This is a genomic window from Variovorax sp. OV700 (assembly GCF_900099805.1).
Lineage (GTDB): Bacteria > Pseudomonadota > Gammaproteobacteria > Burkholderiales > Burkholderiaceae_C > Variovorax.
In genome coordinates, this window is record NZ_FNDR01000001.1 from 629,526 (window position 1) to 643,434 (window position 13,909).

12 protein-coding genes and 1 pseudogene are annotated in these 13,909 nt (G+C 62.2%); 3 read left to right on the plus strand and 10 right to left on the minus strand.

The window, feature by feature from the left end:
* Positions 1–221: 221 nt before the first annotated feature.
* Positions 222–1,448, plus strand: coding sequence for a tyrosine-type recombinase/integrase (locus BLR24_RS02920; protein ID WP_093012290.1), 1,227 nt, complete (start codon positions 222–224; stop codon positions 1,446–1,448).
* Entirely contained in the window at positions 1,423–1,962 is a 540-nt protein-coding gene (locus BLR24_RS30230; protein WP_139188690.1) for a site-specific integrase, read from the plus strand. The genes BLR24_RS02920 and BLR24_RS30230 overlap by 26 nt, the downstream gene beginning before the upstream one ends.
* Positions 1,963–2,223: 261 nt before the next feature.
* Here the strand turns inward: BLR24_RS30230 and BLR24_RS02925 are convergent, their stop codons facing one another.
* The 6 genes and pseudogenes from BLR24_RS02925 to BLR24_RS02945 all read right to left on the minus strand — a co-directional run bounded on the left by BLR24_RS02925 (position 2,224) and on the right by BLR24_RS02945 (position 7,362).
* On the minus strand, positions 2,224–3,195 hold the full coding sequence (locus BLR24_RS02925) for a PDR/VanB family oxidoreductase (protein ID WP_093012293.1): 972 nt from the start codon (positions 3,193–3,195) through the stop codon (positions 2,224–2,226).
* On the minus strand, positions 3,192–4,040 hold the full coding sequence (locus BLR24_RS02930; protein WP_093012296.1) for a fumarylacetoacetate hydrolase family protein: 849 nt from the start codon (positions 4,038–4,040) through the stop codon (positions 3,192–3,194). Before BLR24_RS02930 ends, BLR24_RS02925 begins: the two co-directional genes overlap by 4 nt.
* A 65-nt stretch (positions 4,041–4,105) precedes the next feature.
* Positions 4,106–4,318, minus strand: coding sequence for a tripartite tricarboxylate transporter substrate-binding protein (locus tag BLR24_RS31220; protein ID WP_368086184.1), 213 nt, complete (start codon positions 4,316–4,318; stop codon positions 4,106–4,108).
* 92 nt (positions 4,319–4,410) lie between these two features.
* Positions 4,411–5,091: pseudogene (locus tag BLR24_RS31225) on the minus strand (Bug family tripartite tricarboxylate transporter substrate binding protein); the annotation flags it as partial.
* A 41-nt stretch (positions 5,092–5,132) separates the two neighbouring features.
* Entirely contained in the window at positions 5,133–6,485 is a 1,353-nt protein-coding gene (locus tag BLR24_RS02940; RefSeq protein ID WP_093012299.1) for a Rieske 2Fe-2S domain-containing protein, read from the minus strand.
* Between the two features lie 13 nt (positions 6,486–6,498).
* Positions 6,499–7,362 (minus strand): hydroxypyruvate isomerase family protein, encoded by an 864-nt coding sequence (locus BLR24_RS02945; RefSeq protein ID WP_175543147.1) that lies wholly within the window; start codon positions 7,360–7,362, stop codon positions 6,499–6,501.
* A 97-nt stretch (positions 7,363–7,459) separates the two neighbouring features.
* Between BLR24_RS02945 and BLR24_RS02950 the strand changes: the two genes are divergently transcribed.
* Complete coding sequence (locus BLR24_RS02950; protein ID WP_093012305.1) at positions 7,460–8,374, plus strand: LysR family transcriptional regulator; 915 nt, start codon at positions 7,460–7,462, stop codon at positions 8,372–8,374.
* Between the two features lie 162 nt (positions 8,375–8,536).
* On the opposite strand, the gene BLR24_RS30590 is transcribed toward BLR24_RS02950, so the two are convergent.
* The 4 genes from BLR24_RS30590 to BLR24_RS02970 all read right to left on the minus strand — a co-directional run bounded on the left by BLR24_RS30590 (position 8,537) and on the right by BLR24_RS02970 (position 13,901).
* Complete coding sequence (locus BLR24_RS30590) at positions 8,537–8,773, minus strand: hypothetical protein (RefSeq protein WP_175543148.1); 237 nt, start codon at positions 8,771–8,773, stop codon at positions 8,537–8,539.
* Between the two features lie 109 nt (positions 8,774–8,882).
* Positions 8,883–9,305 (minus strand): transposase, encoded by a 423-nt coding sequence (locus BLR24_RS02960; protein ID WP_093012311.1) that lies wholly within the window; start codon positions 9,303–9,305, stop codon positions 8,883–8,885.
* 72 nt (positions 9,306–9,377) lie between these two features.
* The gene (locus BLR24_RS02965; protein WP_093012314.1) at positions 9,378–10,166 is read right to left on the minus strand and encodes a GntR family transcriptional regulator; all 789 of its coding nucleotides are present in this window, start codon (positions 10,164–10,166) and stop codon (positions 9,378–9,380) included.
* 78 nt (positions 10,167–10,244) lie between these two features.
* Entirely contained in the window at positions 10,245–13,901 is a 3,657-nt protein-coding gene (locus tag BLR24_RS02970) for a hydantoinase B/oxoprolinase family protein (protein WP_093012317.1), read from the minus strand.
* Between the last annotated feature and the right edge of the window lie 8 nt (positions 13,902–13,909).

The window sequence follows — 13,909 nt, forward strand, 5'->3', positions numbered from 1 at the left end:
CGATCGCCATCACTTCGCATCTTCATGAAAATAGCCACCTGGAATTTTCATCAAGGATTCCTTGGGAACACTCAGGAGCTTTAGCGGCAAGAAAACTTGTTTTAAATCAACGATTTAACTCAAGTATCGCTCCTAGCCCTTCCTAGGTTGTCCGACCGAATCCAGCAAAATTTCGGGTACGGCTTCGGATACGATTCGGGTACGCCACCCCGGATCTTGCGATGCATACCCTGACAGTTACGCCACCCCGCTCCCCACGGACGCTCAGCGAAACGCAGCTGAAAAATGCGAAACCTCAGGCCAAGGAGCACAAACTCACCGATCCAGGCGGACTGTTTCTTGTGGTGAAACCGAATGGCGCGAAGCTCTGGCGTTACAGATTCTGGTTGGATGAAAAAGAAGGTCTTCTTGCGCTAGGCGCCTATCCAGACACCACCTTGAAGCGGGCTCGAGAACTGCACCAAGAGGCTCGCACCCTCGTAGCAGAGGGGATCAACCCGGTCCGCCATAGACAGGATGCCAAGTCGCAAAAAGCAAAAGCAGATGAGCACGCTCAACTGGGAACCTTCCGCGCGGTGACCGAGGCCTGGCTGTCAAAAACCGACAAGCGACTTCGGCCAGCAACCATCCGGCAGCGCAAGCGTGAAGTTGACAACGACTTGCTTCCCCAGTTTGAAAACAGACCCATTGGGAGCTTGACGCGTCTGGAATTATCGAAACTGCTGGTCAGTGTGGAGAAACGAGCGCCGGAGACCGCCCGCAACCTCCGAGCGCACCTGGACGCCATTTTCGAGCACGCAGTCGATACCGGTCTTATCTCGGCGAATCCAACACCGCCACGCAGACTGCTTCAGGCGAGAAATCAAGTGCATCACCTTGCACTTCCAGCCGAGCGGCTCGGCAACTTTCTCCGCGCACTGGATGCAAGTCGAGTCAAGCAAGAAACCCGCATCGCAATGCTTTTGATGCTGCAGACTGCATGCCGAAAAGATGAAGTCATCTCCGCACGCTGGGAGGAGATCAATTTGCACAACAAGGAATGGATCATTCCGGCCTCTCGAATGAAGGGGAAGCGAGAGCATTGGGTGCCCCTTTCGAGACAAGCGATCACTCTGCTTCAAGACCTTCGCAAGTTGGTCCCAATGGAGCGTGCGCACCTCTTTCCCAACCGAGTTGACCCGCAGCGCCCAATGGCGAACCGGTCACTGAATGCCGTACTCGCTCGCCTCGGGTATCACGAAGAAAGCACCCCGCATGGCATGCGTGCCACCTTTAGTACGCACTTCAACAAAATCGGCGCGAACTCCGACGTCATCGAACTTTGCCTGGCGCATGTGCCAGCGGATAAGGTCCGCGCTGCATATAACCGCCACCCTTACCAAGAAGAAAGGCGCGCGATGCTCCAAACCTGGGCAGACCATCTTGATCTGCAACGAGCAGCGCCCTGATCATTATTACCAGCACGATTGCAGCACCGACATGCTGCCGCCATTGCCTGCCAGCCCGTTCCAGCGCATTCAGAAGTCGGTAAGCTCGTGCGAGAGTCGTCCGGCACGCTCGTCAGCTCAACGCCTTGAAAGCGCGCCAACCACAGGCGTCTTTGCCGTCTCGACAGATGGAGGCAAGGCGCACATCGGTGCCACGATTTTGAGCAACTGGGCCAAAGAAGCAGCGAGTGCCATCTCGAATTTTCAGGCCAAACGGATTCGATCTGGAGTCGAAACGCTTCTGGCTAGCGCCGGCATAAGCAGCGACATACGCGGGCGCCTTCAGTCGCATGGGATCGCGGGAGTCCAGGCCCGTCACTACGACGGCTATGATTATCTCGCCGAGAAGCGAAAGGCGCTCGATGCGCTGTACTCCCTACTCGCACAGGCGCGAAAGGACGTGACAAAGAAAACACTCAAACCTAGTGGAAAAACGCAGGTTGATCGTCGCGATCCCGTGTCGCGATCAGGCTGAGCGCATCGAGCAGCGAGGTCGGCGCCTGACCAAGCACATCAATGATTCCGACCAGATCTTCCGCGTAGCAGGCAATTGGAGTCGGCGCAAAACACCCTGCCATTGCCGTCGAGTTGCGGACTGACCGCGCACCAGACGTGGGTCGCCGCGCCCTTGCGGCACCGATTACAGGTCACGGGCTAGATCGACCACCGGCCGTCCGTTCTCATCGACCAAGCCGTTCTTTTCCAGCGTTTCCCTAGGATCTCTGAAAGAGTCGCTTCACAGGTCCACCATCAGCACGTCGCCGTGTGCACGTGAACAGCACGGCAGGAACGCTTCGTTTCGGACTTTTTCCTGCGAGGTAAGAAACGAGTCACGGTGGTCCACAATGCCTTCGAGCACTGGCGTCAGGCACGATCCGCACACCCCCTGCTCGCACGAAGACGCGACCTCGATGCCGCAGCGGGTCAAGGCTTGCAGCGCGGTCTCCGCGGCAGCGACGGTGATGCGTTTGCCGCTTCGCACGGCGATCAGCTCGAACGCGCGATCGCCACCGGACGTCGCCGCCACCGCCGCTGCCTGGAAGTACTCCTGGTGCAGCCTGCTTTCATCCCAGCCGGCGTCGCGCGCGGTGCCCAGCACATGGTCCATAAAGCCCTGAGGTCCGCACACATAGAGGTGCGCACCGGGCGGTTGCGAGGCGAGCACGGCTTCGCCGTCGAAGGCGCTCTGTGCCTCGTCGTCCGAATACAGGTGTACCGCGTGCGCGAACGGCGCGCGCTGCAGTTCGTCGGCGAAGGCCATGCGGTCTCTCGATCGCGCGCAGTAGTGCAGCGCGAAACGCGCGCCGCTCGCATGCAACGCAGCGGCCATGCTCATGAGCGGTGTGATGCCGATGCCCCCTGCAATGAGAACCGAGCAGGAACTGTCCGGCCGTAGCGGAAAATTGTTCCTCGGCGCCGAGATGCGCAATGCGCTGTCTTCCCGCAGTTGCGCATGCATCGCCTCGGACCCCCCGCGCGACGACGCGGCGCGCAGCACCGCGATGCGATAGCGCCGCGGCGCAAGGCTGGGCCCGTCGAGCAACGAGTACTGCCGCACGAAGCCGTTCGCATGAACGTCGATGTGCGCGCCGGCCTCGATAGCCGGCAGCGGCGCGGCGCCCGCCGCTTCGATCTCGAAGACGCAGATGTCCCTCGCGACCTCCGCTCGGGCGGCAATCCGCGCCTCGATCAGCGCAACCCGCGTCATTCCGCACGCACGGTGTTAGACAGCGTGCCCACGCCTTCCACCTCGACTTCCACGACGTCGCCCGCGCGCATGTACAGCGGCGGCTGGCGTTTGAAGCCCACGCCGCCGGGCGTACCGGTGACGATGACGTCGCCGGGCTCGAGCGCGGTAAAGGCCGAGATGTAGGCCACGAGGCTCGGCATCGAGAAGATCAGCTGCTCGGTGGTCGCGTGCTGCACCGTCTCGCCGTTTAGCCGCGTGGTCAGGGCCAGCACCTGACCATCGGCTATCTCGCCGCGCGTGACCATCCACGGGCCGAAGCCACCCGTCGCAGGAAAGTTCTTACCGGGCGTCCATTGCGTGGTGTGAGCCTGCCAGTCACGTACCGATCCGTCGTTGTACGGGGCATAGCCCGCGACGTGCGCCCATGCGTCTTCCTCCCGGATGCGCCGGCCGCCCGTGCCGATGACGATGGCGATCTCGCCCTCGTAGTCAAAGCAAGCCGACTCGGACGGCAGCACCAGAGGCTGGCCGTGACCGGCCTGCGAGGACGCCACGCGCAGGAAGATGGTCGGCTGGCCGGTCTTCTCGCGCTTGGCCTCGACGCGGTGCGCCTCATAGTTCAGGCCCACACAGAAGATGCGCGGCGCATCGGGCACGACAGGCAGCAGGCTGACGTCGCGCAGCGCGACATCCAGCCGGGCGCCCTCGGCCAGTGCCTCGATCCCGGGCAGCCCGAGTTGCGACAGCGCGCTGCGAAGGGTCGGAAACCGCCCCTGCGAAGCGGCCTGGAGATCGGCGATACGTTCGCCGACGAGCGCGCCCCAGCGCGCCTGTCCCTGATGGGAATAGCTCAGAAGTTTCATGGTCGGAAAGGACCCCTCTCCTCGAGGGGCGTGCGGAGGAAAAAGAAGAGAACTGCGCGGCGCGGCTACTCGGCGGTGATGCCGGCCGACTTGACGATCTTTCCCCACTTGTTGAACTCCGCGAGGAAATAGGTCTTGAACTGATCGGGCGTGCCACCGCGCACGCTGGCGCCCTGGGAGGCCAGGATTTCCTGCAGCTCCTTCTCCTGGAGCGCGGCATTGGTCTCGTGCGACAGTCTGTCGATGATGGGGCGCGGCGTGTTCGCGGGCGCAAGCAGGCCGAACCAGGTGCCGGCCTCGAAGTCGGCGACTCTCCAGCCTGCTGCATGGTCGGCACCTGCGGGAACTGCGGTGACCTCTGCGTCGAGGTGATCGCGATGGCGCGAAGCTTGCCGCCCTTGACCAGCGGTGCCGAGGTGCTGAAGACGTCGAACATTAGGTCGATCTGGCCGGCGACGAGATCGACCAGCGCTGGTCCGCTGCCCTTGTACGGCACGTGCACCATGTCCACGCCGGCGAGCATCTTGAAGTACTCGCCCGCCAGGTGGGCGGCGCTGCCGTTGCCGAACGAGCCGTAAGAGAGCTTGCCGGGTTTGCCTTTGGCCTCGGCGATCAATTCGCTGACGCTGTTGACCTTGAGCTCGGGCTTGACTACTAGCAGCAGCGGCTGCGTCGCCACCAGCGTGATCGGATAGAAGGACTTGATCGGGTCGTAGCCGAGCTTGGGATAGACGTGCGGGGTTACCGCGAGCGGGCCCGCGGCGCTGAACAGCAGCGTGTAGCCATCGGCGGGCGCCTTGGCCACGAAGTCCTGCCCCAGGGTGCCGCCCGCGCCGGGGCGGTTCTCGACCACCACCGGCTGCCCTAACCGCTCGGACAGCGACTTGGCCATCAGCCGCCCCGTCTGGTCGGTCGAGCCGCCGACCGCATAAGGAATGATGAGCTTGATGGGCTTGCTCGGATAGGTGTCGGCGTGGGCGGTGGCGGCGCCGAGGAAGGCGCATGCGGCTAGGGCCAGGGCCGCAGGCCATCGGAATCTCGTGGGGGTCATTGTTTTGTCTCCTGGATGGGTATCGAACGCGAAACGTGCAGCTACTTGACGATGGCTTCCATCCCCGTGCCTTCGGTGACGGTGTGGGGCGTCTTGGCCGGCACGCGGCCGACCGTGTCGCCGAAGCGCTCGAGCATCACATCCTCGAAGGGCACGCCCTCCGAGGCGAACCAGCTACCCGAACGCAGCCGGTAGGCGTCGTGCTTCAGCGGCGCCTCGGGCTCGATGCCGCGCGCGAGCGCCTTGGCGCCCGAGAGCACCGTGCGCCGGAAACGCACTACGGCGGCATCGGAGGGCGAGAGATGCTCCCGCGTGCGGTCGCTGATACGCCCCTGGCTGTCCTGGATCATCGCGTCCTGCTCGGCAACGCCGCGCACGCCGGTGAAGCTGATGTGCTTCTGGTGTGTGCGGTCGATCAGGTACTCGTTCGAGCGATTTCGGATCGGGATGTAGTTGGCGTCGACTTCCGCGATGACGCCGTGGCCTTCCTTGAACTTCGCGACCTCTTCCTCGCCCAGCGGCCGGTCGGGGTTCCAGGCGTAGGTGTAGATCCAGCAGTTCTCGTCGTCGATCGGCACCCAGGTGTAGCCGAAGTGGGTTTCGCCGGGCAACGTTGAGGGCGTGGTGCTGTGCGAGGGCAGCGCGAACTGCGCGCTGCGCCAGTAGCGCGCGCCGCCCTCCGCGCGGCGCGCGCCGCCCACCACGAAGCCGACCTCGTGCTCGAGGATCGAGAACTGCGGCAGCGGGTCTTCGCGGATCCAGCGCAGCCGCTTTTCGTCGGCGGGCGCGTCGGGGTTTGCGTTCGACGGCACGCTCGGCGCCGGCATGTGCAGGAACGAGAAGTGCGAGGTGTCGAGCGCACCTTCGATCGACTGAGCCCAATTGCATTCCTGCAGTTTCTTGGTCACATAACGGTGCGATTCAGGCAGATCTGCGAACTCGAGCTGCGGCACTTGCGGCAGTTCTCGCTCCCAAGGCTCGGGGCCCATGTAGGCCCAGACGATCCCGCCGTGCTCGCGTGTCGGGTAGGCCTTCAGGCGCAGCGTGTCGTGGTAACTCGCGCCGGGCGGCACATTCGGCAGCTCCACGGGACGGCCCTGCAGGTCGAACTGCCAGCCATGGAACACGCACCGGATCGCGCAGTTCTCGTTGCGGCCGAAGTACAGGTCGGCGCCGCGGTGTGGACAGCGCGAGTCAACCAAGCCGACCACGCCATCGCTGTTGCGGAAGGCGACGAGCCGTTCGCCCATGATGTTCACGCGCATCGGCGCGCCATCGGCTTCGGGCAGTTCGCGGGAAAGGGCCACCGGCTGCCAGAAGCGGCGGAAGAACTGCCCCATAGGTGTCTCGGCCCCGGTGCGGGTGAGCATGTCGTTGTCGGCTGCGCTGAGCATCTTCGGGTCTCCTTTAATTCGTTGTTGCAGCGGTTTTCGTTGCAGCGGTTTTCGTTGCAGCGGTGTTCTCCGCGGCCGCATCACGGCGCGCACGCGGATCGCGGATGCCATGGCCCGCGGCCCACGCCAACGTGTCCAGCGTGTGGCCCGACGGCGCGTACTCGCAGCCGATCCAGCCCTTCCAGTCCATTTGCTCGATGAGTTCGAACAGGTAGGGAAAGCGGATCTCGCCTGTGCCCGGCTCGTTGCGGCCCGGCACGCTGCCGACCTGGATATGGCCGATGTACGGCCACACCGCCTTCAACCGTTCGGCGATGGCGCCTTGCTCCATCTGGATGTGGAAAGTGTCGAAGCACAGCTTCACGTTGTCACGGCCCAGCGCCTGGACCACCTCCACGCCTTCTTCGATGCGGTGGTACAGAAAGTCGGGAAAGCGCGCGCGGCAGCAGGGCTCGAGGATCAGCGTCAGCCCGGCCATACGAGCCTGGTCGGCAGCCCAGCCGATGTTGTCCTTGAAGAGGTCCATGCAGCGAGCCCGGTCCATGCCAGGGGCAATGTTGCCGGGCATCACGTGGATCATCGGCCCACCGACCTGCGAGGCGTACTCGATGGCGGTGTGAATGCTCTGCCTGAATTTCTGCTCGGCGCCCGGCAGCGCCGCATACCCACGCTCACCGGCGTCCCAGTCGAAAGGCGAGAGGATCTGCACCAGCTGCAGGCCGTTGGCATCGAGCCGCGCCGCGATCTCGCGCGCCGGGTACTCGTAGGGGAAGGCCACCTCCACGCCCTGGAAGCCCGCCCTGGCAGCGGCTTCGTAGCGTTCGAGCATGGGGTATTCGGTGAAGAGCCACCGTAGGTTCGGATCGAATCGGAGCATCGTGTCTACGTACGTTTGTTTGCGGATGAAGGGCATCGTAGGTAGCCAGCATTGCTAAGACAAGCTAGACTTTTTTATGTCGAAGTGAGCTTGTCTTATGAATATCGGAAACGTCACCTTTCGCCAATTGCGCGCCTTCGTCGCCATCGCCGATGCCGGAAGCTTCGCGGCAGCGGCCGGCCGGCTGCACCTCACGCCCTCGGCGCTGAGCCTGCTGATTCGCGATCTCGAACGGAACATGGGCGTGCGCCTGTTCGATCGGACCACGCGCTCCACGGCGCTCTCGCTGGCGGGCAGCGAGTTCTATCCGCTCGCGCGGCAGGTACTCGACGACCTCTCGCGCGCGCTGGAGAGCACGCAGGACCTGGAGCAGAAGAAGCGCGGCACAGTGCGCATCGCATGCACGCCCCTGTACGCCGCGACCACGCTGCCCGAGATGATCCATCGCTACCGCCGCCGGTACCCGGCCATCGCTGTTTACGTGCTTGACTCGCTCAACCAGCAGGCCACCGCGCGGGTGGTGAGCGGCGAGGCCGACCTGGGCATCGCACCGCAACGCCAGACGCCGCCGGAGCTGACACAGCAGAGCCTGATGCGTGACCGCATGCGCCTGGTGTGCCGCCCCGACCACCCGCTCGCCGCGCGCAGCCGCGTGAGCTGGGCCCAGGCACTACAGCATCCTTTCGTGAGTCTCACGCCCGATTTCACGAACCGCCTGCAGGCCGACCTCTTCAAGCACTCGGCCTCGCTCGCGCTGCACCCGGCGCACGAGGTCTCGTTCATCACGACCGCGCTCGGCATGGTGAGGGGCGGCTTCGGTATCACAGCCCAACCGAGCCAAGTCCTGCCGTTACTCGAGTCCTTTGGCCTTGTCTCGCGGCCGCTTCTGTCGCCGACCGTCGATCGGCACCTGTCGCTCTTCTGTCCGCGCGCGCGAGCCCTGTCGCCCGCAGCAGAAAGCTTCAGGGACTTTCTGATCGGAGAGTTATTGGAGTCCGACGACGGCCAGTGAAGGGGCAAGAATGCTCAGGGAAAGCTCTCGAGTTCTCCTCCCGACGCGCCGGAAAAAAGTACAGCATCAAAGCGACAAAGCGAAACTCGACAAAGTTGCCTCGATCACCATGAATGAGGTTTCCGGGGTCGCGCGAAAACCGAGAACGGGAACGGAAGCATCTCAATGTTCGTACCTCACAAGATCGCGGCCTTCAGCGGCGACATGGCGCGATGATCTCCTGCCCGATGACCAAATCACGCCGGCCTGACCGACGATCTGGCAAGGCAGTCCGAGTACCAGCGCATCGAACTGCGGCCAGCTCAGTGTCAGCGTTCCGTTGATATTTTTGGGCCAGGTGAACTTGCCGCTGTTCAACCGCCTTGCCAACCATCCGCGGGTTGGCGAAGAGGTAGACATGGTGCGGGCGTGCAGGGCCGAACACCAACACAACTCGGGCCAGAGCAGCCTCTGTGCCAGCACGCAGGTCCAGCGGTTGCACCGCCATCCCAGATGGACTCGGCGCGGATCACAACGCAAGATCTCGCGAAGCCAGGCGGCGCTCGCCGCTGCGGCCGCTTGACGGCCACTTCACGACCACTGTGGTCGCGCCGCGCTTGAGTTCGATCCGGATGTCAGGTGCTACCGGCGAAGGCGTCGCACCGAGATGCACGGGCACGAGCGCCGCCTTGGCGTGATCCCGCGGCAGGTCCACAGTCGTCTCGCCGGAGTCGGCGCTGGGCAACCGTTGACCGCCTTGCTCGATCCATCGGCGCAACAGGTTCGCATTGATTCCATTGGCCGATGCCACTGAGGCGATCGACGCGACGGACCGAGAGCAGGCGGCGACCAAGTTTGCCTTGAACTCCTCGGTTTGACGACACCTAAGCTCGTTCAATAGGTACGCGACACACAGCGTGTCCTTACCTTGAGCCCGCGGCCGGAGCGCCACTTACGCATGAGATCGGCGTCAGCCCATGCGCGATGGCAACCTGGAGATCGCGAGGCAAGTTGCACTCGGTACCTAACGCACTTCGTTAATGTAGACGTGGTCCTTGGTTAACGCACGTCGCACGCCCACGATAGTTGGAACGTTGGACTGATCGAATGCAACTTCCTCGATCATCATGATGGCGGCAGGTGTCTGTATACCAAGAAGCCTAGCATCGTCAGCCGAGGCGAGTTCGGCACTGAGTTCTTCTCTCACTGCCGAAATTTTAATCCCGTACCGCTCGACAAGATAGGTGTAGACGAGTTGAGGAACGTCTTCGTTCTTGAGGGGAAAATCCGGCACGCGTTCAGCCGCCAGAATGAAAGTGTCGAGCATTACCGGCTGTGCGTTCACCAAGCGAAGTCGCTCGAGTCGAATAACGTCCGCGCCGGCGTCCAGTCCAAGCTTTTCCTGCACCACGGAGTTCGCCTTTTCACGCACTACAGCAAGCACCCGAGCTTCGGAATGGACCAGCGAGCCGTCTCGTCTGTGCAGTCGGAAGTACTTAAAGAAGTACCTCAGTCCTCGGTGTGCAGTGCGCCCGGTAACGACAGTTCCCGTCTTGCGTCGACGGCTCAACAGCCCCTCTGCTGCGAGATCAAGCAGAGCGCGCCTCACTGTTCCGACTGCGACACCCATGGTGTTGGCCAGCGAGATCTCGCTGGGCAACACATGACCTGGCGGCCAAGCCCCCAGGTCGATGGCCTCGGAAATCTGGCGCTTGACGACTTCGTGCAGCGGCGAACTCGACAGTTCAGTGATGCGCTGCACAGGCGAGTTGTCGCCTGCTGCCTGCGCGGATGGTTCTTCGACTTCGAGCATCTGTTCCCGTCCCGTGGCTCAACTGTAATGTTTATATTTTGCCAGGAATAGGTCGCACGTTTGTGCTCGGTCGATGGCCTAGTCGCCTACGGGGGGGCCGAATCCGCCGCCGCCGGGCGTCTGGATCTCGAAGACGTCGCCCGGGTGCATTTCGGCCTGGCCGATGTGGTCCAGCACCTCGACTGTTCCGTCCACTCGAAACACTCGGTTTAATCCAGTTCTTCCCGTCTCTCCACCGCCTGCTCCGAAGGAGCCTTGCCTGCGTCCGTTTGACAAGATGCTTGCGGTCATCGGCTCCAAGAACTTGATTCGCCGCACGCCGCCGTTTCCACCGAACCAACGCCCTCTTCCACCCGAGTTCGCAAGGATCTCGAAGCTTTGCAAGCGCACGGGGAAGCGAAATTCTAGGATCTCTGGGTCGGTCAGGCGCGAGTTGGTCATATTGGATTGAACAACGCTCGTTCCGTTGAAACCGTCCACCAGGACGCCATCCTTGTCCAGGATGCCGCCAGCGCCCGAGCCGCCGGCAATAGTCTCGTAGTACTGATAGGTGCTGTTGCCAAAGGTGAAGTTGTTCATCGTGCACTGGCTTCCCGCAGTCGTGCCCAACGCGCCATACAACGCATTTGTGATGCAGGTAGAGGTTTCGACGTTGCCAGCAACGACTGACGCCGGGTACACCGGGTTGAGCATGGATCCCTCTGGCACGATCACCTTCAACGGCTTCATGCAGCCGGCATTGAGAGGGATGTCGTCGCCGACGAGCGATCTGAACACATACAACACCGCTGCCATGCACACCGCACGCGGCGCGTTGAAGTTATTCGATTGCTGACCGGACGTGCCGGTGAAATCGATGACAGCATTTCGGGCTGCGATGTCGACGTCGATTCGTACCTGGATTTGCGCGCCGTTGTCCAGCGGGAGTGTGAACGTCCCACCCCTTAGCTTGCTGATGACACGTCGCACAGCTTCTTCGGTATTGTCCTGTACGTGACGCATATACGCCTCAACGACATTGAGCCCGAACTGATCGACCATCTTCTCTAGTTCGCGCATACCCTTCAGATTGGCGGCGATCTGGGCGTGGATGTCGGCAATATTCTGCTGTGGATTTCGGCTGGGATACTTGCCGCTCTTCAGCAAGTCGATGAGTTCGGCCTCACGGAACACGCCGCCCGAGACCAGTTTGAAGTTGTCGATGCGAACGCCTTCTTCGTCAATCGATTTCGAGAACGGGGGCATCGATCCTGGCGTCGTGCCGCCGATGTCGGCATGGTGACCACGGGATCCAACGAAAAATGAAGGCGCGGAGCGATCCTCATTCAGATATACGGGCGTGATGACCGTGACATCGGGAAGGTGCGTGCCGCCGTGATACGGATCGTTGAGGGCGTAGACGTCGCCCGGCGCCATGTGCCCTGCATTCTTCCGGATGATTGTCTTGATGCTCTCGCCCATCGAGCCGAGATGAACCGGCATATGCGGCGCATTGGCGATGAGATTGCCCTGCGCGTCGAACAGCGCACACGAGAAGTCCAGTCGCTCCTTGATGTTGACGGAGTACGCTGTATTTTGCAGTTGGAGACCCATCTGCTCTGCGATGTTCATGAAGAGATTGTTGAAGACCTCCAGCAAGACCGGATCCACCCTGGTGCCCAGTGCGTACGTCACCTTTCTTGGTAGGCGCCGTTCCATCTCGATGTGATCGAGCGCGGTGATCCTTGCTTCCCATCCGGGCTCCACCACCGTCGTCGCGTTCTTCTCCGCAACTATGGCCGGTCCGCCAATCACATCGCCCGGCCGCATGTCCTCGCGCAGGATCAATGCTGCCTGGTGCCACTCACCGCTCGAGAAGACACGAATCGTATTCCTGCGAGGCGTCTCTCTCACGGCGTTAAGCGGACGCGCCTCCTCATGGGCTTCATCATCTGTCACGACGGCTTCAACCGACACGGCTTCGACGATGAGACCTTTACCTTCCATCAGAAACGAGAAACGCTGCCGATAGGCGTGCTCGAAAGCAGATCGGACCTCGGCGATACCGCCGGCCGGCACAACCAGTGCCGAGTCACTTCCTTCGTAGCGCACGTGGATGCGCGGGCGAAGAACCGTGGCGCCCCCGGGCACCTGTTGGCGCACGAACTCCGAACGCGCCGCCTCTGCGAGCGCATCCAATTTGTCGTTGATCTCCGCCAGCGAAGATTCCGCGAGAGGCAGTTCCACGGCTTGCTCGCGCATGACACTCTGGTCGGCCAGTCCCATTCCATAGGCCGAGAGTACGCCAGCCATCGGATGCACGAACACTTTGCTCATGCCCAGGGCGTCTGCCACGAGACACGCATGCTGCCCACCGGCACCGCCGAAGCACTGCAACGTATAGCGCGTCACATCGTAGCCGCGCGCCACCGAGATTTTCTTGATCGCGTTTGCCATCTGCTGCACGGCGATCTCGATGAATCCCTCGGCAACCGACTCGGGCGTACGGCCTGTTTGGGTGGCCAATGCTTCGAACCTGGACTTGACTGCATCCAGGCTCAAAGGCTCGTTGGCGTCTGGGCCAAAGAGCTTGGGAAAGTAGTCCGGCTGGATCTTCCCGAGCATGACGTTGGCATCGGTCACGGCAAGTGGACCTCCGCGGCGGTAGCTTGCCGGGCCCGGATTGGCTCCGGCGCTTTCCGGGCCGACACGGAATCGCGAACCGTCAAACTCGAGGATGGATCCGCCGCCGGCTGCCACGGTATGGATGCTCATCATCGGCGCTCGCATCCGGACGCCCGCGACCTGAGTCTCGAACTCGCGCTCGAACTCGCCGGCGTAATGTGAGACGTCGGTCGATGTGCCGCCCATGTCGAATCCGATCACCTTCTCATGGTTGGCCAGCGCGGCTGTACGCGCCATCCCAACGATTCCGCCGGCTGGGCCGGACAGAATGGCGTCCTTACCTTGGAATGAGTGAGCGTCGGTCAGGCCGCCCGAGGATTGCATGAAGAAAAGTTTGACGCCTGGCATCTCACTAGCCACTTGGTCGACGTAGCGCCGCAGAATCGGGGAAAGATACGCGTCCACCACGGTGGTGTCACCGCGGCTCACGAACTTCATCATCGGACTGGTTTCGTGAGATGCGCTGATCTGCGTAAAGCCAGACGCCTCGGCCAGCCGCTTGGCTGCCATCTCGTGTGCGGTGAAACGGTAGCCATGCATGAACACAATTGCGACGCTTCGCAGGCCCGCGGCATGTGCTTGCAGGAGCTCGGCGCGTAAGGCGGCTTCATCCAATGCTTTGACTATCTCGCCGCGCGCGCCGACGCGCTCGTCGGCCTCGATGACGCGGCTGTACAGCAGCTCCGGCATGACGATGTGACGATCGAACAGGCGGGGGCGATTCTGGTACGCGATCCGCAACGCATCTCGGAATCCTCGGGTGGTTACCAGCAGCGTTGGCTCACCCTTGCGCTCCAGCAATGCGTTCGTTGCCACCGTCGTGCCCATCTTCACGCACTCGACCTGGTCGGGGGTTACTGGCACGCCAGCTGTCAGGCCCAGCAGATGCCGGATCCCAGCCACCGCCGCATCACGGTACTGCTCAGGGTTCTCCGACAGCAATTTGTGTGTGACAAGCGAACCGTCCGGACGTTTGGCGACAATGTCTGTAAAGGTGCCTCCACGGTCAATCCAGAACTGCCATTTTTTGGTCGAGGCTCCGCGTTGAAGATCATTTGTCGGTGTAGTCATCGTGATCG

Bases quoted from the DNA above. Each gene is read 5' to 3' on its own strand.
- BLR24_RS02920 (WP_093012290.1), top strand. From the start codon at position 222: ATGCATACCCTGACAGTTACGCCACCCCGCTCCCCACGGACGCTCAGC.
- BLR24_RS02925 (WP_093012293.1), bottom strand. From the start codon at position 3,195: ATGACGCGGGTTGCGCTGATCGAGGCGCGGATTGCCGCCCGAGCGGAG.
- BLR24_RS02930 (WP_093012296.1), bottom strand. From the start codon at position 4,040: ATGAAACTTCTGAGCTATTCCCATCAGGGACAGGCGCGCTGGGGCGCG.
- BLR24_RS02940 (WP_093012299.1), bottom strand. From the start codon at position 6,485: ATGCTCAGCGCAGCCGACAACGACATGCTCACCCGCACCGGGGCCGAG.
- BLR24_RS02945 (WP_175543147.1), bottom strand. From the start codon at position 7,362: ATGCTCCGATTCGATCCGAACCTACGGTGGCTCTTCACCGAATACCCC.
- BLR24_RS02950 (WP_093012305.1), top strand. From the start codon at position 7,460: ATGAATATCGGAAACGTCACCTTTCGCCAATTGCGCGCCTTCGTCGCC.
- BLR24_RS30590 (WP_175543148.1), bottom strand. From the start codon at position 8,773: ATGTCTACCTCTTCGCCAACCCGCGGATGGTTGGCAAGGCGGTTGAAC.
- BLR24_RS02965 (WP_093012314.1), bottom strand. From the start codon at position 10,166: ATGCTCGAAGTCGAAGAACCATCCGCGCAGGCAGCAGGCGACAACTCG.
- BLR24_RS02970 (WP_093012317.1), bottom strand. From the start codon at position 13,901: ATGACTACACCGACAAATGATCTTCAACGCGGAGCCTCGACCAAAAAA.